20 protein-coding genes and 2 tRNA genes are annotated in these 24,478 nt (G+C 52.1%); 20 read left to right on the top strand and 2 right to left on the bottom strand.

Translation table 11 applies throughout. From position 1 onward, the window contains the following. Nucleotides 1-10 precede the first annotated feature (10 nt). The 14 genes from B7989_RS08075 to B7989_RS08010 all read left to right on the top strand — a co-directional run bounded on the left by B7989_RS08075 (nt 11) and on the right by B7989_RS08010 (nt 17,734). Entirely contained in the window at nt 11-2,257 is a 2,247-nt protein-coding gene (locus tag B7989_RS08075) for a tetratricopeptide repeat protein (protein ID WP_233144317.1), read from the top strand. A gap of 75 nt (nt 2,258-2,332) precedes the next feature. After that, on the top strand, nt 2,333-6,223 hold the full coding sequence (locus tag B7989_RS08070; protein WP_088628015.1) for a tetratricopeptide repeat protein: 3,891 nt from the start codon (nt 2,333-2,335) through the stop codon (nt 6,221-6,223). Between the two features lie 187 nt (nt 6,224-6,410). Next, on the top strand, nt 6,411-7,031 hold the full coding sequence (locus B7989_RS08065; protein WP_088628014.1) for a MotA/TolQ/ExbB proton channel family protein: 621 nt from the start codon (nt 6,411-6,413) through the stop codon (nt 7,029-7,031). Between the two features lie 38 nt (nt 7,032-7,069). Then, complete coding sequence (locus B7989_RS08060) at nt 7,070-7,957, top strand: biopolymer transporter ExbD (protein WP_088628013.1); 888 nt, start codon at nt 7,070-7,072, stop codon at nt 7,955-7,957. A gap of 2 nt (nt 7,958-7,959) precedes the next feature. After that, complete coding sequence (locus B7989_RS08055; RefSeq protein ID WP_088628012.1) at nt 7,960-8,454, top strand: biopolymer transporter ExbD; 495 nt, start codon at nt 7,960-7,962, stop codon at nt 8,452-8,454. 2 nt (nt 8,455-8,456) lie between these two features. Further along, nucleotides 8,457-9,395, top strand: coding sequence for an AgmX/PglI C-terminal domain-containing protein (locus B7989_RS08050; RefSeq protein WP_072801022.1), 939 nt, complete (start codon nt 8,457-8,459; stop codon nt 9,393-9,395). A 251-nt stretch (nt 9,396-9,646) separates the two neighbouring features. Beyond that, complete coding sequence (locus B7989_RS08045; protein WP_088628011.1) at nt 9,647-10,954, top strand: hypothetical protein; 1,308 nt, start codon at nt 9,647-9,649, stop codon at nt 10,952-10,954. A gap of 109 nt (nt 10,955-11,063) precedes the next feature. Then, on the top strand, nt 11,064-11,429 hold the full coding sequence (locus B7989_RS08040) for a hypothetical protein (RefSeq protein ID WP_233144316.1): 366 nt from the start codon (nt 11,064-11,066) through the stop codon (nt 11,427-11,429). A gap of 50 nt (nt 11,430-11,479) precedes the next feature. Further along, a complete protein-coding gene (locus B7989_RS08035) occupies nt 11,480-12,502 on the top strand; it encodes a rod shape-determining protein (RefSeq protein WP_073319386.1) in 1,023 nt (340 codons plus the stop codon). A 14-nt stretch (nt 12,503-12,516) separates the two neighbouring features. Beyond that, complete coding sequence (mreC, locus tag B7989_RS08030) at nt 12,517-13,344, top strand: rod shape-determining protein MreC (protein WP_088628009.1); 828 nt, start codon at nt 12,517-12,519, stop codon at nt 13,342-13,344. Continuing rightward, nucleotides 13,337-13,828, top strand: a complete 492-nt coding sequence (gene mreD / locus B7989_RS08025) for a rod shape-determining protein MreD (RefSeq protein WP_088628008.1) — start codon at nt 13,337-13,339, stop codon at nt 13,826-13,828. The genes mreC and mreD overlap by 8 nt, the downstream gene beginning before the upstream one ends. After that, a complete protein-coding gene (gene mrdA, locus B7989_RS08020; protein ID WP_088628007.1) occupies nt 13,821-15,695 on the top strand; it encodes a penicillin-binding protein 2 in 1,875 nt (624 codons plus the stop codon). The genes mreD and mrdA overlap by 8 nt, the downstream gene beginning before the upstream one ends. After that, nucleotides 15,673-16,926 carry a rod shape-determining protein RodA gene (rodA, locus tag B7989_RS08015; protein WP_088628006.1) on the top strand — a complete coding sequence of 418 codons (1,254 nt, stop codon included), beginning with the start codon at nt 15,673-15,675 and terminating at the stop codon, nt 16,924-16,926. Before mrdA ends, rodA begins: the two co-directional genes overlap by 23 nt. A 94-nt stretch (nt 16,927-17,020) precedes the next feature. Next, nucleotides 17,021-17,734, top strand: coding sequence for a ComF family protein (locus tag B7989_RS08010; protein ID WP_088628005.1), 714 nt, complete (start codon nt 17,021-17,023; stop codon nt 17,732-17,734). Between the two features lie 68 nt (nt 17,735-17,802). Here the strand turns inward: B7989_RS08010 and B7989_RS08005 are convergent. Next, nucleotides 17,803-17,883: transfer RNA gene (locus B7989_RS08005), tRNA-Ser, on the bottom strand. 85 nt (nt 17,884-17,968) lie between these two features. Here B7989_RS08005 and B7989_RS08000 point away from each other — a divergent pair. Beyond that, entirely contained in the window at nt 17,969-19,105 is a 1,137-nt protein-coding gene (locus tag B7989_RS08000) for an HD domain-containing phosphohydrolase (RefSeq protein ID WP_088628004.1), read from the top strand. Between the two features lie 82 nt (nt 19,106-19,187). Here B7989_RS08000 and B7989_RS07995 read toward each other — a convergent pair. Further along, nucleotides 19,188-19,260, bottom strand: a tRNA-Phe gene (locus B7989_RS07995). Between the two features lie 209 nt (nt 19,261-19,469). Between B7989_RS07995 and B7989_RS07990 the strand changes: the two genes are divergently transcribed. The 5 genes from B7989_RS07990 (at nt 19,470) to B7989_RS07970 (ending at nt 24,477) form a co-directional block, all read left to right on the top strand. Beyond that, on the top strand, nt 19,470-21,983 hold the full coding sequence (locus tag B7989_RS07990) for a CotH kinase family protein (RefSeq protein ID WP_088628003.1): 2,514 nt from the start codon (nt 19,470-19,472) through the stop codon (nt 21,981-21,983). A 71-nt stretch (nt 21,984-22,054) separates the two neighbouring features. After that, nucleotides 22,055-22,735, top strand: a complete 681-nt coding sequence (locus B7989_RS07985; RefSeq protein ID WP_088628002.1) for a ubiquinone/menaquinone biosynthesis methyltransferase — start codon at nt 22,055-22,057, stop codon at nt 22,733-22,735. Further along, nucleotides 22,732-23,361: a UbiX family flavin prenyltransferase gene (locus tag B7989_RS07980; protein ID WP_088628001.1), complete on the top strand. Its 630-nt coding sequence runs from the start codon at nt 22,732-22,734 to the stop codon at nt 23,359-23,361. The genes B7989_RS07985 and B7989_RS07980 overlap by 4 nt, the downstream gene beginning before the upstream one ends. 2 nt (nt 23,362-23,363) lie before the next feature. Further along, a complete protein-coding gene (locus tag B7989_RS07975) occupies nt 23,364-24,257 on the top strand; it encodes a 4-hydroxybenzoate octaprenyltransferase (RefSeq protein WP_088628000.1) in 894 nt (297 codons plus the stop codon). Continuing rightward, on the top strand, nt 24,244-24,477 hold the full coding sequence (locus B7989_RS07970) for a hypothetical protein (RefSeq protein WP_088627999.1): 234 nt from the start codon (nt 24,244-24,246) through the stop codon (nt 24,475-24,477). Before B7989_RS07975 ends, B7989_RS07970 begins: the two co-directional genes overlap by 14 nt. Nucleotide 24,478 lies beyond the last annotated feature (1 nt).

Below are 24,478 nucleotides of genomic sequence, written 5' to 3'. Positions count from 1 at the left end.
GGAGTAAGTGATGCGTACTAGTGTTATTAAAACAGCAGTCCTTGGACTCACGGTAGCCAGCACTTCCTTGTTTGCAGAAGCCACTTATTCTCCGCATAAGTATCAGCAGAATGACTGGTTTGCAGAATTTGGTGGCAATACTGCCATGTATGTGAACCCCGCAGGAATTTCTGAAACTGACCAGTTGGAATTCAGCGCCGCGTTCTTTAGCTCTATTAGTGGTGAAGCTAGCCAGGAATACGTTAGCTTGACTTTCCCGATGGATTACAAGCACACTCTCGGTTTCTCGTTCTTCGAAAACGGTGCTTCCATTGACGGTGGTAAGTCTTACGGCGAATACGCCTTCTTGCTCGGTTATGCCTACAGGCTCATGCATTGCATCGCCTTGGGTATCGACGTGTCCGTGCTCTACATCAACCAGTTCGACGATGTGAAGCAGGTGACGGTCGGTTCCGACGTGGGCTTGAGCTGGAACCCGCTCAACTCTTCTAAGTTCGGTTACCTCTTGGTGGGCGTTGCCCTCCAGAACATCGCTCAGCCGGGCGTTAGCATGGAAGATGACGGTGGCTTCGTTGCTCCGGGCTTCTTCGGCGGTGACCGCGATGACGCTTACAACATTCCGTCCAACTTGAACTTCTCCCTCTTCTGGCGTGGTTTCAACCGCGTGATCGAAGCTAAGGCAGAACTTTCTCTCATCGACGTGTTCCATTCCGACACCGAAGGTGGCGACGGTTTGAATCCGGAAATGAGCTTCACCTTGACCTACTACCTCTCTCCGCACCTTGGTGTCCGCCTCCGCTTCACGAAGGAAGGTTACCCGGTTGCCGGCGCTACGGTTAACGTCAAGGACGTGAGCATCTTCCGTTACCTCGCTCTCGACCTCGAAATGTCTCACGATGACCTTTACGCCAAGAAGAACCGTGGCTTCATCTGGGCTGTCAAGCTCACCAGCCGCTTCGGTGACACTCGTGAAGAAAAGATTGGTGAAGAACGTTATCGTCGTTTGAAGATCGAACCTGAAAACGACTACCGCGCCGCTATGCGTCTCTACTTGAACCGTCAGTTCTTGGAAGCTGCATACGCCTTCGGTAAGGTTCAGACCAAGTACCCGGCATTCCACCTTGTGGACCAGGCCGCCTTCTATAAGGCAAAGTCTTTCGAAAACCTCCGCATGCACAAGGCTGCAAAGTCTGTGTACGAAGACGCTATCAAGCGCTATCCGCAGAGTGACCAGCGCGCCAAGTACCACTTCCAGTTGATGAACATCGACTATAAGGAAGGCAAGTACATCGACGCTATGGCCAAGTACCAGAACATTGCTCAGAAGTTCGGTGAAAGCGACGTGAAGGCTGACGCTGACTACGTTGCCGGCCAGATCAAGTTCGAACAGGGCCTCTACCAGGAATCTGTCGACCTGCTCGCCGCCATCCTTCCGGGTAACGCCAACTATTTCTACGCCCGCTATACCATGGGTATCGCTTACAGCCGTCTCGGCAAGTTCGACGAAGCTGAAAACTGCTTCCGCGACATTACCGAACAGCCAGTGTCCAACCAGTCCGAACGTGACTTGCAGGACGCTGCCAAGGTGAAGCTCGGCCACATCTACTTCTCTGGCGAAAAGGCCGACATTCCGGCTGCCGCCCAGATGTATGGCCAGGTCCAGCCCGGTTCTCCGGTGTACGACGAAGCTATGCTCGGTATCGCTTGGTCCTTCCTCAAGGTGAACAAGCCTGATGAAGCTATCAAGCCGGCACAGTGGATTATTAAGAATATGCCTGAATCCTTCCTCGTGTCTGAAGCGTACCTCGTTCAGGGTTACTGCTACTTCATCAAGAAGGACTACAACAACGCTGTCAAGTCTCTGGAACAGGCTGAAAAGCGTACCGAACAGCCGGTCGTGACCGTCGCTGCTCGCGACAGTGCCCGTCAGGCCTTCGACGCCATGCAGGACGAATTCGACTCCGTGCAGGTGAAGGCTCTCGACCTCGCTCGCCAGCTCCCGACTCCGCGTGTGCAGAGCAAGCGCGAAGCCTTGCAGCCGAGCTTCGACAAGGCTAACGCCGCTATCGAAGACTACGCCGCCTTCACTCAGAAGGCTATCCAGAGTGACCGATTCGAATCCAACCGCAAGCGTATTTTGGATGACGCAGGCTTTACCTTGGCAACCGTCAAGACCAAGATGGGTCAGGGCGCTGCTAGCTCCGAAGCCGCTCAGGAACTTGAAAGCTTGGATGACGACTTAGACGAATTGGAATAAACAAAGAATAAAGTTAGACCTGGCTTTTAAAACCAGGTCTTCCCCTTTTTTATCTTAATAGGTGGAAAGAGAAAAATGAAAAAATTTTTGCTTGTTGGTGCAATCGTCTGCTCGCTCGTAGGCTCCTCCTTTGCAGCGTCGGATCCTTGTAAAGACAAAGTCAATGAAGCCAAGAAATTGGCGGCCAAGTGTAAGGCCATGCCGAAGGGCCCGGAAAAGACCCAGTGCGCAGGCTCCTACAAGGTTCTCAAGAACCAGGCCGAACAGGCTTGCCGTTCCGGCGGCCTCGATGAAAAGGGCATGGAAGATGCCATTCGTCAGTGGGAAAAGCAGGTAAATAACTGTAAGGGCAAGCAGAACAAGCGTTGCGCATCTGCTCTCCAGCAGTTGGGTCATTACCAGTTCCAGCTCGAAGAAAAGCACTTCCTCGATAAGAACGCCCAGTACGAAGAAGATGTAGCATGGTGCGCCGACCGCGACAACAAGCCGGCAAAGTGCGCCAACATCGACCAGCTCCCGAAGGCAGACCACCAGAAGTCTCTCGGTTACTTCCTTGAATATATCGACAAGTACCCGAAGGAAGACAAGACTCCGACCGTGATCTACCAGGCTGCCGCCGTGCAGGAAGCTAGCGGTGAAGACGACAAGGCATACAAGCTCCGTATGCGCCTCGTCGAAAACTTCCCGGACAACGGTCTCGTTCCGAAGGCTTGGCTCCGTATTGCGGAATACCACTTCATGAACCGTAAGTTCCGCGACGCTATCAAGGCGTACAAGAAGGTGACCGGTTTCGAATCCCTCACGGGTAAGGAAGCCGCACTCGCCATGTACCACTTGGCTGAATCTTACTACAACATTGCTGAATACGAAACTGCTGCTGTCAAGTACTACGAATACATCATCGGTGCTGACAAGGGTAAATATCCTGCAGACTTGCGCGCAGAAGCTATGGACTTCATGGCAGCCTCCTTCTCCGACCTCGAAGGTGGTGGTGTTGCCGAAGCTGAAGCATTCTTGAAGGACAAGAAGGTTCCGTTCAAGGATTCTGTGTACTATCGTATCGGTATGAAGAACAAGGACCACGACCGTAACGAAGAAGCCGTGCAATCCTTCAAGCGCTTGATGTCTATCAACCCGGACTACATCGATGCTCCGCTGGCTGACATTGCGATGATCGAAATCCTCATCATCCAGCAGAAGTTCGAAGAAGCCCAACAGCACCGCTACACTGTGGTGAAGCGTTATGACCGTAACTCTTCTTGGTACAAGAAGAACCAGAAGTATCCGGAATCTGTGAAGAACGCTGAAACCGCTATCCGTGGCGCTATGCTCGACATTCCGCAGTATCACCACGCTCGCGCAGCCAAGCTCACCAAGGAAGGTGACCTTGAAGCCGGTAAGAAGCAGTATGCCGAAGCTATCAAGGCTTACGAAGCATTCCTGAAGCGCTATGCCAAGGAACCGACCTGGGACGAATACAAGGTTCACATCAACCTCGCTCTCGTGTACCAGGAAATGGGCCAGTTTGCTAACGCTGCCAAGATGTTCAACTGGATCGTCGATACTGATACCACTCGTTACGGCCGTCGCCCGATGGGCTCCGAAGCTCTCCTGAAGAAGGAAGAAGCTGCATATAACGCCGTGCTCATGATGGACCAGTCTCGCGAAAAGGCCAAGAAGACCAAGTATGGCGATGACGCTGTCAAGGCTTATAAGTCCGAAGAAACCAAGGCTTACTTCGAACAAGTTAATAGGTACATGTCCAAGTACGGACAGAACAAGGAAGCTGCAGAACTTGCATACAACGCCGCTATCGTTCATTACGAAGCCAAGCAGTTCAAGGTGGCTGTGGGCGTGCTCCGCAAGCTGAAGCAGGATTTCCCGAAGCATCAGTACATTTTGCTCATCAGCCGTATGCTTGCCCAGTCTCTCTTGGAATCTGGCCAGTATGACGAATCCCTCACCGAATTCGAATGGCTGTACAAGCAGTATACCCAGGTCAAGGAAACTCGTAACGACTCCATGGCCAAGGAAATCGAAAAGGCTATCGCCTACGTGCTCTTCCAGATGGCTGAACAGTCCGTTAAGCAGGGCCAGTACCAGAAGGGTGCAGAAGCTTACCTCGCTCTCGTGAAGCGCTACCCGCTCATCGACATTGCTGACAAGGCCGTGTTCGAAGCCGGTGCCGCCTATGAAAAGGATCAGCAGTACATCAAGGCTGCCGAAACCTTCATGATCCTCCCCAAGCAGTACTCCAAGTCTCCGCTCACCATCAAGGGTATCGTCCGTGCGGGTGACGCTCACAAGAAGGCTGCTAACGCCAAGAAGAGCGACAAGAACTTCTACGAACAGGAATACCGCGAAGCTGCTCAGACCTACTTGTTCATCACGAACAACTTCCCGCAGGATTCCATGGCCTTCATGGCTATCGGTTCTGCAGCCCAGGTCTATGACACCATCGCCGACAAGAAGTCTGCTGCTGTGACCTATGAACTTGCTTACAAGCGTTATCCGAAGGATGAACGTACTCCGGGCTATCTCTATAGCGCCTGCTTGAGCTACGATGAAGCCAAGATGACCGACGAAGCAATCCGTTGTAACAAGGACCTCGTCCGCGACTACCCGAAGAGCTCCTACGCTCTCGACGCTGCATTCTCTATCCCGATGGCTTACGGTAACGCTAAGAAGTGGGATATCGCTGCTACGGAATACCACAACTTCATCAAGGCTTACGGTAACGATGACAAGGAAAAGCTGATTGCTGCCTACATCGGTGCTGCCCGTGCCTACATGGAACTTAAGGAAGAAGACAAGGCTGTCGAAGACTACCGCAAGACTCTCGAAGCCTACGACAAGTACGGTCTTCAGATCAAGAATGCTGACCCGGGTGTTCCGGCTGAAGCTGCCTTCTACCTCGGTGAATACGAATACCACAAGATGGATCCGTATGTTCTGAAGGGCAAGGAAAAGGAAAAGGCCAAGACCATCAAGACCTTGGTTGACATCCTCCAGAAGGCTATGAGCCAGTACTCCAAGTCTGCTACCTACGCATCTGAACGTTGGACCTTCAAGGCCACCAACAAGATGGGTATGCTCTTCGTGACCATGGCCGCCAAGATCCGTGAACAGGAACTGAACGGCAAGAAGGAAGAAGAAAAGTTTGCTGAACGTATCGGTATCGTGCAGCAGCTCCCGAGCTACTATGAACAGGCTCGTCCGATCTTCCAGAAGAACATCGACCTCGCTCGCGACCAGGGCTTCTACAACCAGGATGTGATCGAAGCTGAAGAAGGCTACATCGAAATGTACTACCAGGGTTGCGCTGTGTTCGTCGAAGTGGCTGACGCATTCGCTAACTCTCCGCTGCCGGACTCCGCTTCTATCGTGAAGGAATACGTCGAATACGAAGGCATGGCCAAGGAAGACGCTATCGAAGCTGTCCACGAAGACTTGGAAGCTTACCGCGAAGAATTGACCAACCGTTCTAACGGTGCTAAGGAACTCGCTATCCCGCAGTGCGCAACCGGTATTAAGGCTGCTGCTCACTACGGTATCGAAAACCAGTGGACCGAAAAGCTCTTCGAACTCCTCAAGAGCCTCGATGAAAACAATGAGACCTTGAACACCAAGATCGAAAAGTTTGACCCGTCCACCTTGTTCTCTGACCCGGCTTACTTCAAGACCAAGGCTCGCTTGGAACAGATTGCTAAGTCCGAAGTCATGACTCCGGAAGAACAGATCACGACCTACCGCGAAATCATCAAGGACGCCAAGGCTGAAAACGAAAAGCTGAAGGCTGAACTTGCTGACCTCCAGAAGCAGCTCGCTGGCGGTGCCGTCTCTACGTCCTCTTCTGCTGGCTCTTCTATGGATGAAGCCGACGACTCCGCTGAACCGGAAGCCGCCCCGGCTCCTGCCCCGAAGGCTAAGAAGAAGGCCGCTAAGAAGAAAGGCAAGAAGAAATAGCGGTAAAAACAATTTTACGGGGAACCTAGTTCATAGGGTTCCCCTATTCTATAAGGGTAAAAATGGCGTTTTTTGAGTAGTAAACAAGATTTTACCGGCTCGACTACACAATTTTGCCCTAAAAAAGATTAAATATGAACAAAGATTTTTCAAAATAAACCAAAACACTCAATCAAGGAGTACTCTAATGTCTAAAATGCTTCAATCCTTCAGCCCGGAATCTGATGGTTACCAGTTCATGTGGATCATCCTCGTGGTGTTCATGATTGGCCTCGGCTTCTCTGTTGAACGCTTCCTTTACATCATGGTGAAGAGCGCTAAGGGCCGTAAGGATTTCTTGGCCAAGTTCGGCACTCACATCTCTGCTCAGCGCTATGATGAAGCTCTCAGCTATGCCAACGCAACCAAGCTCCCGATCGCTCGCGTGATGGCTGCAATCGTTGCTGCCCGTAACGGTGGTCGCGAAACCATGTCCGCTGCTTGCGACGCAGTGTTCCTGACCGAAGCTCCTCGTCTTACTCGTTATATCAGCATCATTCAGGTTATGGCTTCCATCTCCACGTTGCTTGGACTTATGGGCACCATTTACGGTCTGATCTACACCTTCGATGCCGTGGCTAACAAGCCGGCTGCTGAACGTGCCAAGGCCCTTTCCGATGGTATTGCTATCGCTATGGGTACTACGCTCCTCGGCCTTCTCTCCGCTGTGCCTCTTCTGGTCATCGTCGGCCTCCTCAACATGAACTCCGAACGCCTCATCCAGGAAATGGAAGAAAAGGGCCTCAAGATTATCAACTCCCTCGCTTAATCGAAGATAGAGAGATAATTTTAACGGAGTTATAAAACATGGCAAGACAACTTAAGAAACCAGCCAAGCCTGAAGAACCGGACCTGTTGCCGGCGATGGGCTTGTTCACAATCCTGATTCCTATGCTGTTGTCTATGACCGCCTTCTCTAAGCTCGCTATCGTCGAAATCAACATGCCGGAACGCAGCATGATGAATATGGATAACGAGACTCCTCCGGAACCGGACCAGCAGGCTCTTAACCTCTCGCTCGCTATTACCAGTGAATATCTGGTGATCGGTGCCCGCGGTGGTTTCCAGCCGAACGTTTACTTCAAGGAAATGTGGACGTTCCGTTGCAAGTCCGATGCGCAGCTCATTACGTATGCGCCCGAAGATGTGAAGTCGGCCGTGGAAAGCGGTCATGGTCCCAAGTGCAAAGACGGATCCGAAATGGATAAAGAAAAGTATCTTTATGAAATCGAATCCATCGAACTCTGGGCCATCAACAAGGAATCCGAAGAAGACCCGGGCCGCGTGATTTGGGCCGTGTATTCTTCTCAGTCCGAAAATGTGCCTGACAGCGCATACGTGGACGGTAACAACGCATTCCTCGCTGCTCCTGGCGAAGGCGCTATGGGTCTGACCCCGCCGCCGATGCTCAAGAAGCCGAGCGCAGGCGCTGTGCTTGCAACCCTCACTCCGAACTCGGCTCGTACGCTGAAACCGGATGTGGCTGCAAAGAACATCATCTACCCGCTGTCTGCTTACGACTTGATTGCTAAGGACCTGATTCAGATCCATACGCAGTTCATTGACCTCGAAGACGTCGATAACATCATTATCGTTGCTAACGACGACACCCAGTTCGATAAGATCATTCAACTTATGGACCGCGCTAAAGAAGCCGGTTTCAGCAAGATCAACCTTGCTAAGCTGGGAGGTTAATCATGGCTAGAAGAACTCGTAAATTTAGCGAAGACGTACCTTTCTCTTTGACGTCCATGATGGACATGATGACCATTATTCTGGTGTTCATGATCAAGAACTTGGACGCTGAAGGTCAGCTTTTGACCCAGGCCGAAAACCTCATCCTTCCGGTGTCTACCTCCAAGGTGCAGCCGAAGGAAGTGGCTCTGACGGTCGTGGTCGATAACAACTACGTTGTGGTCGATAACGCAAAGATCGTTCCTACCGAAGACGTCTTGAAGCAAGAAGATCTTCTTGTGACCAAGGTGGACTCCGTTCTTAAGGAACGCCGCGCAACGGAACAGGAACACGCCCTCAAGATGGGTCTTCCTGCTGACGAAGCCGGTAACATCATTGTGCAGATCGACAAGAACATCCCTTACGATGCAATGTATAAGGTCATGGCCACTTGTGGCTTCTCTGGCTACACGCACATTGCATTCGCCGTTATGCAGAAGAACGGAGGGGAGGAATAATTATGGCTAAAAAGAATACTCCCGAAATGGATCCGTTAGTAGCGTCCCTGATGCCGGAATCCGACAAGAAGATGGGTGCTATTGCCGGTATCTCTTTAGTCGTAGCTTTGGCTATCTGCCTTTGGGCTTCCATGTACGAACAGGTGGTGGACGAAGTCGTGTTCGACGACTCTGCCGCTGCTGATCTTACTGCTTCTATGACCATCGATGAAAAGAAGGAAGAGAAGAAGGAAGAGAAGAAGAAGGAAGAACCCAAGAAGCCTCGTAAGAAGGCTGGTGGTGGTGGCAAGCCGCGTGGTAAGGGTCAGCCCAACGCTCCCCAGACTCGTGGTGTGCTTAAGCTCTTGACTGCTCAGACCAAGAATGCCTCTGCAGGCGCCTATGACCTCATGAAGAACCAGAAGTTCTCCAAGGACATCGACAAGGTGCTGAAGGACGTGGCTGGCCTCCAGACGACGGGTAAGACCGTTCTCGGTGGTCGTCGCGGTAAGGCTGATGGTGGCTTTAACGAAGGTTATGCCGAAGGTGGTTCCGGTGGTATCGGTGACGGCCTGGCAGGTCTTCTCGGCGGCGGTGGCGGTGGTATCGCTACCAAGGCTAAGGGCTCCATCAGGACTCCGTCTGAACGCGATATCGACATGGGTGCCGGTGGTGGATCTCGTTCCGCTGCAGACATCATGAAGGTTGTGCGTCAGCGTACTCCGGGTCTGCGCCACATCTACAACAAGTTCCTGAAGAAGAAACCGGGCTTCCAGGGTAAGGTTACCTTGAAGTTCACGATCGCTCCGGGTGGCGAAATCATCAGCATCTCCATTGCTTCTTCTACGACCGGTTACGGCGAATTTGACGGCGAAGTCAAGACCGCTGTGAGCCGCTGGAAGTTCAGCAAGGTGAAGTCTGGTAACACCACTGTTACGATCCCGTTCACCTTCTCCGAATAATTCGGCGAAAACTTGAAAAAAGACCGGACTACCAAGTCCGGCCTTTTTGTTATACGTAAACAACGAAATACGGGAACTCCAAAAGGATTAGTCAGTCGTTGTTTACCCTTCGCTCCGACAACAGGCTACAGGCCTGTTGCCTCTGCTCGGCCTTTTTTTGTATAAAAAAGTTGGCTTTTGTTTAAAATTTTGTTGCGTTTTTCGTTTAATTAAACTAACTTTAAAGCAGAAATTTCAATAGGAGTTTTCCAATGAACTTAAGAACAGCTGCCGCGGTTGGAGCCGCATTCGGTATTCTTGGCGTGGGTTCTGCTTTTGCAACCTTTGCACGTGTTGAATCCATGGGCAAGAACTCTACTTACATCATGGACGATGTGAGCATCTTCGATAACCCCGCAAACGTAAACCTTTACTCCAACTATTTGATCGGTGGCTTCGGTGCCTATACCGACAACAATATGTCTGCTGGCGGCAACGTTGATCCGCAGCACCCGACTTTTGGTGGCATCTTTGCAATCTCCTTCGGTGACGACAACAATCCCGATCCGAAGTTCTCGATCGGTGGTCTCTTTGGCCGCGTCAACGAAGACCTTGCCATGTACCTGCCTGACTACGTGCAGACCGGCAAGAGCACCTATGCCGTCGTTCCTGAAACGGTAACGAACTTTGACGGCTTCTTGGGCGGCACGTTCTCTAGCGGCGACGCTTGGGGCTTGCACATCTATATCGCTCACCAGGATGGTGGCGATCTCGATGAAAGCGGCACTTACCAGACCGACGACGACGCCTATGCATCTATCGTCCAGTTGGACGGTGGTTTGAACTTCCAGACGGGCAGCGGCACCTCTTACGAAGTGTCCGGCGGTATCGCCCGTGTGCAGTACGGCCCGGATCGCCACAGCTTCTTTGACGATGGCGACTTCACTATTCTAGCCAAGGCTCGCGCCTTCTTCACCATGGAAGCTATCGATGGTGAATTGGTCCCGGCTGCTTCTATCAAGCTTGCTCAGGCTCCTGGTATCGAAGACAAGCACGCTCAGGCTGGTATGGGCCTTAACGTCGCTATGGATCGCGGTTTCTTCTGGCTGGGTCTTGACTTCATCTGGAATCAGAAGAAGGCTCACGACTGGTTCTACGACAAGACCGTGAACGGTGGCGCATGGGTCTATGATTCCCGTGACGACGAAGATCCGCACTGGGACAAGCGTTCCGACGTTGGTGGCAAGATCAGCTTCGGTATCGAACGTAACATCTGGTGGGATTGGTTCGTTATCCGCGTGGGTGGCCAGAAGTCCATTCTCTATACCGATTGCGACGTGAATTCCAAGAACAACTACACCGATTCCCGCTATGGCATTTGCAAGGACGACGGTACGTTCTTCTCTACCAACCCGCTGGCTGACGGCACTGCCGACGACCACGTTGGATTCGGTTTCGGTATCAACATCGAAGAACGTCTGAAGATCGACGTGACCGTTGCTGAAGACCTGCTGTTCCGCAACCCGTTCCAGGGTGAAGGCCGCATCTTCTCTCGCCTCGATGCTACCTACTCGTTCTAATTCTTTTAGAATTGTTCGGACTTGAATACGAAGACGCCCCTCTTGGAGGGGCGTTTTTGTTGCTTTAGGCGCGCCGTTTTCTTGCGGCCGATTTTTCTACTTTATGGGTATGAGATTGCTTGTTTGTGTATTGGCATTTGCGGCCTTGCTTGTGGGCTGTTCCGAACCGACGGAACGAATTGAGAACAAATTAACAGACTACCTGCAGGATGACTTGAAGTTCATGGTGGCAGAAACCATGAAGGCTTCTAAATCGCGCGAAGTGCTCTTGGATACGCCTTACTACCGGGTCAAGGATTTCAGGCTTTTCGATGGCGCGGAGGCCCGCATTTACGCGGCCTATGCCGAGGTGGATTTCTTTATCTACAAAGACATCGCCATGCACGAGAAACGCAAGTATCGCTACGACGTGAACACGCGCGGTTGGGACCGCTACAAGAAAGAATGGAAGTTCGGCGCGGACACGTTGAAATGAAATAATCTATATTTTTTTACGGAAGTTAAATCTTAAAAAAGGATTGGATCTTGTTCGGCCTCTTTTCTTGCGATATCGGTATTGACCTCGGCACAGCGAATACGTTGGTCCATGTGGCAGGTCAGGGAATTGTCATTAATGAACCTACGGTTATTGCGGTGGACAGCAAAAATAACCGTGTTTCTGCCATCGGTTTCGAAGCGAAAAAGATGCTTGGCCGTACGCCTGGCGAAAGCCGTGCCGTGCGCCCGATGCGTGATGGCGTGATTGCCGATTTCGAACTGGTTGAAAACCTTTTGCAGACATTCATCAAGCGCGTGCAGAAGTACCCGCTGTGGATGGTGAAACCCCGCGTGGTGGTCGGTGTCCCGTCCGGAATTACCGAAGTGGAAAAGCGCGCCGTGATCGATGCTGCCAAGCAGGCCGGTGCCAAGGAAGTCCACCTGGTGCACGAACCCATGGCTGCCGCTATCGGTATGGGTATCCCTGTGGAAGACCCTGTGGGTAACATGATCGTGGATATTGGCGGTGGTACCTCCGATATCGCCGTGATCGCCTTGAACGGCACTGTCTGTAACGCCTCTGTGCGCGTGGGCGGTGACGAAATGGACGAAGCGATTGTCCGTTACTTGCGCACCATGTACAACCTTTGCGTGGGCGATAGCACTGCAGAACAGATCAAGATCCAGATTGGCTCTGCCAGCCCGCTTGAAGAAGAATTGACCATGGAAGTGAAGGGCCATGATTTCTTGGCCGGTATGCCGCGTACCACGACCATTAACAGCGCCGAAATCCGCGAAGCCTTGAACGAACCTGTGACGGCCATTATCGAAGCCGTGAAGCAGGCCTTGAGCATTACGCCGCCGGAACTCTCTGCCGATATTTACGACAAGGGTATCATCATGACGGGTGGCGGTTCTCAGCTGCGTGGCTTCGATGAACGTATCCGCAAGGAAACGGGTCTTTCGGTGAACGTGATTGATGAAGCTCTGACCTGCGTCTGCAAGGGTGCTGCTCGCATTCTCGAAGACTTGGATAAATATCGCCCGGTTTTGATTGCATCTTCGAACTAATTTGACAGGGCTCGATGCTTAGGGCGATTCGCTTTATTGTCGACTTGTTTACGCAAAGGCACGGTATCGTTGCCTTTGTCTTTTTCTTGGCTCTCGGCCTTTTGATGAGGCAGGCGCCGAACACGATTCGCGAGAGCATTGTCTCGTCGGCGGTGTCGACGCTGTATTTCCCGGCGCAGCGCATTGTGTCTGCAGTGGGGCATTACAAGGCTGTAGCGCTCGAAAACGAACAACTGAAAGAAGAAAACGCACGCTTGAGGCAAGAAACCTACCATGCCCGCGAAGGCTTGCAGGAACTCGCCCGACTGCACACGCTAGTCCGATTTGACGATAAATGGGATTTCCCGATTGTGACTGCCCGCGTGATAGGCCACAATCCCGGAAGGTTCCTTACGACGATGGTAATCAACCGCGGTACGGAACATGGCGTGAAAGAAAACATGCCTGTGTTTTCGATGAACGGCTTGGTCGGAAAAATTTCGAAAGCGAGCATGAGCCATTCGCGCGTGCAGCTGCTTGTAGACCCGAATCTTAAGTTGTCTGTAATGGATCGCCGCACTCGCGTGGTGGGCTTTTTGGAATCGATGGATGGCGTTCGCTTGACGGCGCTTGTTCCGACCCATGCGGGTGTGCACGCGGGCGATACGCTTGTGACTTCTGGCTTGGGCGGCATTTTCCCGAAGGGCATTCCCGTGGGTACCGTAAAAGAAGTCCGCAAGTCCGATCTCGATGTGATGCGCCAGATGGAAGTGAATCCGTTCCAGGATTTCTCGATTCTTGAAGAAGTGTTTGTGATGGAAAAGGAACCGGATTGGATAATCCAGGAGCTGCTCGATGAATAACTTGGGGTGGCTGAAATCGCTTTTTTTGTTTGTAATCGTATTTGCTTTGCAAATGACGGTTGCTGATTGGCTCAGTTTCTTTGACGTGGCGCCCGATTTCGTAATGATTTTCATTGTGGCGATGGCCATTAGAAGGGGGCCTACGGCTGGATGTTTTTGGGGCTTTGTTGCCGGCTTTACGCAAGATGTGTATGCGCCTGTGGAATGGCTCGGGGCAAATACGATTGCCATGACTGTGGTAGGCTATGCGGTGGGGCAGCTTGAAGAACGATTCCTTTCGCTCAATTTGCCTGCCAAAGTCGGCGTGCTTGGCCTTGGCTTTTTTGTGAGCGACATGATTTACTTTGCGATCACGGGCCTTTCTAAAGACGTTGTCACGAATTTATTCCTTACGAAATCGCTGCCCGAATGCATTTACACGATGCTGATTGGCGGCATATTCTTCTACCTGGATTTGGGCAGCAAAAAGAAGAAGCATGCTTAAGGGAATGTCCGAAAACGAGACCCTGCAAAACAGGAACTGGAATGTACTTGTTTACATGACAGGTGTCGTGGTCATGTTCTTCGTTCTTATTTTGCGATTGTTTTCGCTGCAGTTCACCCATTACGACGAAAACCTGCAACGTTCCGAAAATAACCGCCTGCGCAAAGTGGTCCTGGTTGCCGAACGCGGATACATTTATGATCGCAACGGCGAAGTGCTGGTGCGTAACCGCCCCTCTTACCAGATTGCCTTGACGGCAATCACCATGCCCCGCAAGAAAACGGAACGCGATTCCTTGTTCATGAGGTTGCTCGGCATCAAGGATGCTTCGGGCGAGCGTCTGTTCGATTCCCTTTCGCTGGATACGGCGTTCCAGCGTTCCCGCTGGATCAAGAACAGGCCGATTCGCTTGCTTGAAGATGCGACTGCCGAACAGGTCGCCATTATCGAAGAACGTTCCGAAGACTTGCCCGGTATCATCACGGTGATTGAATCGCGTCGCGAATATCCTTACGGTACGCTGGCCTCGCATGCGCTGGGTTACACCAGCGAAATTTCGGAAGAGCAGCTCAAGTTGCCGGAATACGAAGGCTATACGCAAGGCGACCGAATCGGGCAAAAGGGACTGGAACAGTTTTACGACAAGGAGTTCCGTGGCGTTAACGGCATGAAGCTTGTGGAAGTGAATGCCTCTGGCCGCGAAGTGGGCTCGCTTGACGGTGTCGAGGGCACGGAACCCGTGCCGGGACTTCGCCTGGTGTCGACGATTGATTTGCGCCTGCAGAAGGTGGCCGAAGAGGCGATTCCCGATTCGGCGAAGGGCGCGCTTGTGGCGATCGACCCGCGCAACGGTGAAATTTTGGCGATGGTTTCTTCGCCGCGACTGGACCCGAATATTTTCTCGCTGAAAAAGCGCGAGCGTAACAAGGGCTGGGCGCATGTGGCGCTCGATTCCATGAGACCGCTTACGAACCGTGCGATTTCGGGTACGTATCCGCCGGCATCTGTTTTTAAACTGGTGACGGCGGGCGCTGGCCTTGAAAGCGGAATTTTGACCGAGAACAAGTATTATTCCAAGCCCTGTACGGGTGGCTACCAGTACGGGGCGCGCTACCAGAAATGCTGGGGCACGCATGGCAGCTTGAATGTGGTGAATGCGATTCGCCTGAGCTGTGACGTGTTCTTTTACCAGGCCGGTCTCGATATCGACATGGCCCGCATTAATGAATTCGGCCGTCGTTTTGGCTTGGGCGAAAAACCGCTTGGAATCGACATTCCTGGTGAAAAGGGCGGCTGGCTCCCGGATTCGGCATCGTTTAACCAGAAGAACAAGCGCTTGGGCTGGCGCTGGGCTCGCGGCTTGATTTTGAACCTTTCGATTGGCCAGGGACAGATTGTAACGCCTTTGCAGCAGGCAACCCTGATTGGATCGCTTGCGACAGGGCGCGGCGTTTACAGACCGCACTTTATGAAAGAGCTCCGCGATATTGACGGGAACGTCGTTCGTCGTTACGAGCCCGAAATCGTGCGCCCGGGCAACATGAAACCGTATACACACCGTATTTTGCTTGCCGCCATGGATTCCGTGGTCAACCATCCGGGTGGAACGGGTAAGCGTGGTGCAATTCCTGGAATTCGCGTGGGCGCAAAGACCGGTTCCGGTGAATGGAAGAAGGGCGAAAAGACGCACGCTTGGTATGCCGCGGTGGCGCCGCTTTATGACCCGGAAATTGCCGTGGCCGTGATTATGGAAGCGGCCGGTGGCGGTGGCGCTGTTTCTGGCCCGATTGCCAAAAAGGTGATGGAAGCCTATTTTGAAAACAAGGAAAAGGAGGCGGGAAAGAATGAAACCAAATCGACTCCTTAGCCGTTCGCTTCGCTTTGACTGGATGTTCATCGCGCTTACGCTTGCCTTGATGAGCGTGGGTGTCGCCCTTGTGTATTCGGCAACGATTGCTGAAGATGCATCTGTGGTGGAATTGTTCTGGTTCAAGCAGATTATTTACTTTGTTTTCGGTAGCGTCTTTGCCGTGGCATTGATTTTTGTGCGTATTGACTGGTTGAAACGTGCTGCAATCCCGTTGTATGTGCTTGCGCTAGTGTTGCTTGTTGTGGTGCTGTTCTTTGCCGGCGATGTGGTGAAAGGGGCCGGTCGTTGGATCGACTTGGGTGTTTTCAAGTTGCAGCCTTCGGAATTTGCAAAGATTGCCTACTTGCTCATCATTTCGTATTGGCTCTCGAAACATCCGGTCAGCTTGTATAAACTGAAATCTTTCATCGTTCCGTTCTTCTTGTTCATTGTGCCTTTTGCCTTGGTGCTTAAGCAGCCTGACTTGAGTACGGCTCTCGTGTTTATCGCCGTGACCATGGTGGGATTCTTTTTTGCGGGTCTTACCCTGACTGACATGTTCCTGATCGTGAGCCCGGTGCTTTCGGTGTTTTTCTCCCATTCGCAGGCACTTTTGTTTGAAATCCTTTGGGGCCTTTTGATTTGCGTGGTGGTGTTTGCGCTGTTCCGCAGGAGACTCCCGAAGGTGTTGACGGCCTTGATCCTGATGGCGAACATTTTTGCGGGCTATGCAAGTTCCATGGCGTGGAATATGCTTGAACCGCACCAGCAAAAGCGCGTGAATACCTTCCTGGACCCGATGAGCGATCCCTTGGGCGATGGTTACCAGGTGCTGCAGTCCTTGACGGCTATTGGTTCGGGTGGCCTTGCCGGAAAAGGCTTTGGAAACGGTTCGCAGACAAACCTTGCCTTTTTGCCCGAAGAACATACGGACTTTATCTTTAGCGTGCTCGGCGAACAGTTCGGCTTTTTGGGTTGTGCCTTTGTGCTGACTCTTTATGCCTTGTTCTTGTGGCGCGCCACATCGATTTGCAGGCTGTCTTCTGACCCGTTCGTGACGCTCATGGTCATGGGGGCTTCGACGATTTTCTTGTTCCACATTATGGTGAACATCGCGATGACGGTTGGCCTTATGCCGGTAACGGGTTTGCCTTTGCCGTTCCTGTCTTATGGCGGTTCGTTCGCGCTGACTTGCATGGTGCTGGTCGGATTCTTGCTTTGCCTGCATTTCCAGGCTCGTCGCCGCTAGTCAAAGCGTCGTTGTCAGGGATCGATTTTCCCATTTTTCAGAAATCTGGCGTATAGATAAAGAGGGCCCTTTGCCTGGGCTCCGAGGAGTCTATATGCGCTGGATAGAAAATGTGGAACGTTTTGTTTTTGGGGCCGAGTGCTTGGGGTGCGGAAGCCCTTCGGGAACCTTGGACCCATGGCTTTGCCCGGAGTGTGTCAAGGAACTGGAACGTGAATCGACCATAGACGTGACTCCCGGGCCGGATACCTATAGTTTGTACCCCATGCGACCTTTGACGCGGCGTCTGGTGCATGCGCTCAAGTATAGGGGAATTTCCGGAATGGCAACGTATTTGGTCAAGCATTCGGCGTCGGTTCGGTGTGGGCTGGTGCGCGAGGAAATGTCCCTGTTTCCGAAGCCGCTTTACTTTGTTCCTGTACCGCTCCACAGGGCCAGGTATAGGGAACGTGGCTACAACCAGGCCGAAAAGATTTCGGTGGCGCTTTCGCTTGCCCTGGGCGGTAAAGTTTGCCGATGGTTGAAGCGAAAGACATTTGTGGTTTCGCAGACGAAACTTTCCAAGGAAGAACGAGAGCGCAATGTGGCGTTTGCGTTCGGCTGCGTGTTGAAAAAGCCTCCTTCATCGGGGACGGTTATCATTGTAGACGATGTCTTTACGACGGGGGCGACCACTTCGGCATGCCTAGCTGCTTTCGGGCGGGATTTCCCGCTCCCGGTCAAGGTGTGCACATTGCTTTACGACGAGCCTGCCTCGGCTGTTGCCGATTTTGTCGCCGACAACCGGATGGAGTGGGACGTTAAATAGATGTGGAATGTGTAATGTGAAATGAGGGGGAGGACAATAAAAAAAGCTCCCCAGAGGAAGCTTTTTCGCGGAGGAAGAGGGACTCGAACCCCCAAGCCTTACGGCGGCGGTTTTCAAGACCGCTGACTTACCAATTAGCCTATTCCTCCAAGGCTTCCCAAGGATAGAAAAATTCGTCTAATTCTGTCAAGCATAGTTGAGAATAATACAAGGTTTATCTAAATTTTACATAGTATGACGGAACTGGACGAAAGACAGGTTGTAGAATCCCAAAGGATACTGGAGCTGTTGTTCGCTTACATGCCGAAGATTGCGGCAGAGCGAAAGATGGACGGCTTGCTTATTCTGATGGCTGATTTGGGACGCTCCATTGTGGCGGCGGACCGCTGCTCCCTGTGGCTTGTCGATAACGATCGTGGCGAATTATGGACCAAGGTCGCACATGGCGTGAGCGAACTTCGCATTCCGCATGACGCTGGCTTTGTGGGCTATTCTGTCAAGACGGGCGAACCGCTCTTGATCAAGGATGCCTACCAAGACCCGAGGTTCGACCGTCGATCTGACGAAAAGACGCATTATCGAACAACGTCTGTAATGACCGTTCCGCTCATGAATTCGGCCGGCAACGTGATGGGTGTGTTCCAGGCGATCAACAAGCAGGGAACCAACGAACAGGGCGAAGCCGCCGTATTCTCGATACAGGACTTGGAACGCCTGAGCCTTACGGCTGTCTATTCTGCAAAGACGGTCGAATCCGCCATGTTGAACATGGAACTGGAAGCGACCCAGCGCGAAATCATCCACATTCTGGGTGAAGTTTCGGAATACCGCAGCCAGGAAACGGGCGACCACATCCAACGTGTCGCCGAGATTTCTTACATGCTGGCGAAGTTCCTGGGACTCCCGGAAGTCGAAGTGGAACGAATCCGCCTGGCCGCTCCGATGCACGATTTGGGCAAGGTCGGCATTCCCGATGCCATTTTGAACAAGCCCGGCCGCTTTACGGACGACGAATACGCCATTATGAAGACGCATTCCGAAATCGGCTACAACATGCTCCACAATTCCAAGCGCCAGTTGCTTCGCTTTGCTGCTGAGATTTCCCGTTCCCATCACGAACGCTGGGATGGCCGCGGCTACCCGAGAGGGATCGCCGGCGAAGAAATCCCCCTGGCAGGCCGCATTTGTTCCGTTGCCGACGTTCTGGATGCCCTTTCTAGCCCGCGTTGCTACAAGCAGCCCTGGCCCGAAGAAAAGGTCAAGGAAGAATTCCTGAAACAGCGTGGCGCCCAGTTCCAGCCGGAACTCGTGGACGTGCTGATGGAACACTGGGACGAGATTTACAGCCTTTATCGCCGCAATTCCGATTAAATTTTTCTAAACACACTGCGCTTTTGCTGCGCGTTTGAAAACAAAAATTAAAAAAGACCTCAAAATCGAGGTCTTTTTTTCGTGGCACCGGTCAGAGTTGAACTGACGACACGCGGATTTTCAGTCCGCTGCTCTACCAACTGAGCTACAGCGCCGACTTGGTAGGCCAAATATAGAACACTATGTGATACTTGTCAAGGGTAAATAGAATATTACTGATATTTTTCCCTTTTTTTTGAATAATCTTCTAAATTTAGTATCTGGGTGCTAAAGAATATGGCCCTGGAAAGTGGGATTTCCTGGGAAACGTTTTTAATAGGATAGCAGTGTGTACATATTCAACAAAGTAAATAGTCTTGCTTTGATGGGCGGACTAAGTTTGGTTTTTTCGGGCTTGGTTGCCTGTAACGACGACTCTGCATCGCATAGCCGTGCAAATGACGATCCTCCTGTAAAGATTGATACGGTGAAAAAGGTTGATTCGATTACCGGCGATACGATTACTCAAATTGTAGAAACCCCCGGGCAGAAGGAAACTGTTCGTACGATTGACCCGGTCTCTGGCGACACTGTGTACGAAGATAGGATTATCTATGTTCCGGCCGATACGACGGTTCGTTGGGTGGGTAACTCTTCTCTGGTGATTACCGAAATTTCTCCGGTGAATTTGGACTGGCTCGATGAAAACGGTGATGATCCGGGTTGGATTGAAATCTACAATGCCGGTGATGTCGCTGCTAACCTCATGGGCTATGCGCTTGTTGAAAACTTGGAAAAGCCGCGCAAGTGGGTCTTTGGCGATGAACTGATTGCTCCGCACTCTTTCCGTACCGTATTCTGCGACAAGAACGACGTGAACGCTGTGGCACCCTCTGCAGACACGACCGTGTATAAGTCGCGTACCCATACCAACTGGAAATTGAATAAGGATGGTGGAACGGTCTACCTGATTGACCAGTATTATTCTATCCGCGACTCGGTCCAGTACCCGGCACTTAGCGCTGGCATGAGCTGGGGCATTATCGATGGCGGTGCCTGGAAGTTCTTTGAAAAGCCGACTCCCGAACAGCCGAACAATGTGTCCGATGGCTATGAAGGTGTTTCTCCTTCTATCAGCTTCGGTGAACATGGCGGTGGATTCTACAATGGTTCTGTGACCTTGAACAAGCCGAACGTTCCGGAAGGCGTGTCCGTGCGTTGCACCAAGGACGGCTCTGTTCCGACCAAGAATTCCGAAAAGTTCGAATCGGACATGAAGATTGAAACGACCACGGTTCTCCGCTGCGCCGCATTCAAGGACGGGCTCCTTACGAAGGACATCACGACCAACACCTACTTTATCGATGAAACGGCCAACATGCCTGTGGTGGCTGTGAGCGTGGATCCGAGCTTCTTTGAAAAGTATTACAAGAAGACGAATGGTGGCGAACCTGATATGAAACACGATCAGATGTACGCTCCGAACGAATCTTATCCGAATGACTCTGGCGAACTCCCGGTTCACGTGGAATACTACGAAAAGGGCAGAAGCAGCAAGGGTAAAGCCTGGGAAGCCGATGGCGGCATTTCCTTGATGGGTGGCTGGAGCCGCATGGAACGCAAGAAGTCCGTCGCTATCGTGATGCGCGAAGAATATGGTGGAACGTGGTTGAAAGACTACCCGTTGTTCGAAACTCGCAAGGGTGTGAATGACAAGTACAAGGGCTTTAACCTGCGTAACAATGGTAACCGTTTTGTGAGCGACTACTTTGCCGATGCCGTTGGTGGCGCTATTCTTGAAGGTAGTGGCGTGGATTACCAGCGTAGCCGCCAGGTGGTGGTGTTCTACAATGGTAAGTATTATGGCATTCACGATATGCGTGAACGTTTCAACAAGAACTTTGTAGAAACGAATTACGGTATCGATGCTTCGTCGGTCACGTTCCTCAAGCATTTGGGTGTAAACGTCGAAGCAAGCAACGGTACTCCTGACGAATACCTTGCCATGCTGGAATATGCCGCTGCACACGATTTTGCTACGGACAATGATGCCTATACCTACATGACGCAGCTTATGGATATGGGCAACTTTGCCAATTACATGCTTGCCGAAATGTACGTTCATAACGGTGACTGGCCGAACAATAACGTGCGCGTCTGGAAGTCTCCGGAATCTCCGCTCTGGAAGTTCATGATCTATGACCTTGACCATGGCTTTGACTGGGAATGGGGCGTGTCTGGCTTTAGCGATGGCACGAATATGTTCAAGTGGGTTAAGCAGGGTGGCCGCGGTGATGATGGTGCTAAATGCCATACCAGCAGCAGCAAGGAATTCACTGGCGACAAGGCCCATTGCTTCCATGTGCTTTACACGAAGTTGGTCGAAAACCCCAATTTCAAGCGACTCTTCCTCAACCATGCCGCCGTGATGCTGCAGTCTTACTTGAACGCAGAAAACGTCAAGGCAAAGGCTAAGTTCCTTGCCGGCATGCTGAATTCCGAAGACGTTGCTAGGGATATGGACGTGGAAGCCTATAAGGAAAGAAGAGGCCAGTATGCACATAGCTTCGATGCATATGGCGAAAGGCTTGGCCCCTGGGCAGAAGAACGCGATGGCAAGTTCCTGTCTGAAATTCAGGAAGAATTTGGTGTCGGAAGCATGACTTCGGTCTCGATTACCGCCAACGGCAAGGGCTCCATCGTTATGGATGGCATGACGCTGCCGAGTGCAAATTATAAGGCCAAGTTCTTTGCTGGAAACGCAATGGTGCTGACGGCCGTTCCCGAAGCCGGTTCCGTATTCGGTGGATGGACGGGTTGCGAACCTGTGGCTGGCACGCCGGAAACGTGTGTTGCGACGGTTGCAGAAGGCCTGTCTATTACGGCATCCTTCAAGTAGTTGCAATTTGTAAGCATTTGGAAAGGAGCCTGTGGCTTGAAGCCTAGGCTCCTTTTTCTATATTTGGCGCCATGATAAGCCCTGTGCGCAAGATGTTCGACGAGATTGCCAGTCGCTATGATTTTTTAAATCATACGCTCAGTTGCTTTCAGGACATTTTGTGGCGCCGCAGTTGCTGTCGCGAACTGAAAAAGGTAAAGCCCGGCAAACGTCTCTTGGATTTGTGCGGAGGCACGGGCGATTTTGCGGTTACTTACGAAAAATTCAATGGCAAGCCCGATATCGCCGTTTTGGGCGATTTTTCTTATGGAATGCTGAAGGGCGCTGCAGGGAAGACGATGACGGCTATCCCCGTGCAGCTCGATGCCATGAAAATGCCTTTTGGCGACGCCTCGTTCGATGTGGTTCTGAACGGATTTGGAATGCGTAACTTGCCCGATGCCGAAGGCGGCTTGAAGGAATCAGCCCGCGTGCTCTCGAATGGGGGATACCTGCAGGTGTTGGAATTCTTTTCGCCGAGAAACGCATTCAACAAGTTTTTCTATAAGAGACTTGCACCGCTTTTTATTCCGGTGCTGGGGGCCTTTTTTAGCAAGCGGGAAGCTTACGAATACTTGGTGAATTCGGTGCTCCGTTTTTTGCCGGTGGCGGACTTTGTCAAGTTGGCGGAGTCAAACGGCTTTGAATTGGTGCACGTGAAGCCTTGCTTTTTCGGCGTAGCGTACCGCGTATTACTGAGGAGACGGACATGAGGTTCATTTTGGGGGTAACCGGTGCGAGCGGCGCCATTTATGCGACAAGGACCGCGATGCATTTGAAACGCTTGGGGCACCATGTGACAGCTTTGGTGACGCCGCCGGGCAGGGGCGTGGTGGCCTACGAAGGCCAGGACGAATTGTTCGATTACGTGGACGAAGCTCCCGACGTGAAAAACTTCTTTGCCGAATGCGCCAGCGGCTCTGCCGACTATGCCGGCATGGTTGTGGTGCCTTGTTCCATGGGAACAATTGGCCGCATTGCCGGCGGAACGTCGGACAACCTGTTGATTCGCGCTGCCGATGTCTGCCTCAAGGAACGCCGCCCCTTGATTGTGGTGCCGCGCGAGACTCCTTACAACTTGATCCACTTGGACAACATGACCCGTTTGACTCGCCAGGGCGGGATCGTGATTCCGGCATCGCCGCATTTTTATGATCACCCGAAGTCCATTGAAGAATTGGTCGATACGGTGGTCGCAAAAATCCTGATGCATTTGGGTGCGATGAGGGATGCCGCCGACATCGTGAAGCCATGGAAGGGAATTTCGATTCCTAAGGCGACAAAACAGAAGACTCCTTCTGTGAAGCACTTGGCCAAGGTGAGAGCGAAAAAGAAATAGGTATGCTTAAAAAGGTTCTTGAATTCGGGCACATGGTGCGCTTTAGTCATTCGCTTTTCGCGATGCCTTTTGCGATTGGCTCCATGTGGGTCGCGGCGGGCGGTTTCCGCGGCATGGCTGCCGCGGAGGCGGTCAAGATGATTGCGCTTATTGTGGGCTGTATGGTGACCGCCCGTAACAGCGCCATGAGTTTCAATCGCATTGCCGATGCCGATATCGACGCCAAGAACCCGCGTACTGCAAAGCGTCATCTGCCTGCAGGGCGCCTGAGCAAGGCGTCGGTGATCGCCTTCCTTGCCGTGAACGGTGTGCTGTTCGTGCTGTTCGCGGCGCTGTTACAACCGCTCGCCGGCTTGCTTGCATTACCCGTGTGGCTCCTGTTGCTTTCGTATTCTTACTGGAAACGCTTTAGCTGGCTTTGCCATTGGTTCCTGGGCTTTGCGATCGGCATGAGCCCGCTGGGCGCCTGGATTGCCATTCGCGGCGAGTTTGCCGTGTTCCCGATTTTCTTACTCGTGATTCTGATGCTCTGGATGGGCGGCTTCGATATTATTTATGCGACCCAGGACGAAGAAATAGACCGCCAGATGGGACTGCATTCGGTGCCTGCCCGTTTTGGCCGCAAACGCGCCTTGCAAATCGCTTTCTGGAGCCATGTCGCCATGCTTGCCTTGTGTGTGGTTTTCGGCGTGTTCTGGGGCATGGGAATCCCTTGGTGGGTGGTAACGGGCCTAATGACTGCCGCAATCCTCTACATCCATTTATTTCGCAAATCCGATGACCTCGATGCCATGAACCGCGATTTCTTTTTGGCGAACGTCGCCATTAGCGTACTCGTGATGGCGGGGCTCATCGTGTGGATTTGCTTGGGAGGCGATGTCAATGCCCTTTACTAACGGTCCGTTCAAGAAGCCCTTCACCATCGAAGATAAAATCAAGATGTTTGACCGCATGGGCGCTACCGCAGCCGTCATTGCGCTGATCATTATTATGCTCATTGAGTCGGGGCATGTGGGCGAGTACAAGAACCTCGCCGACATGGGCCTTACGGCGATGATCGTGGTGCTTGCCGTTTCGCTTGTGGGCAGCTTGTTCTACAAGACGAAAAGAAAATAGT

Source organism: Fibrobacter sp. UWB5 (assembly GCF_002210295.1).
GTDB lineage: Bacteria > Fibrobacterota > Fibrobacteria > Fibrobacterales > Fibrobacteraceae > Fibrobacter.
Note: the sequence above shows the minus strand (reverse complement) of the source record. Positions and strands in the feature narration are given on the sequence as shown.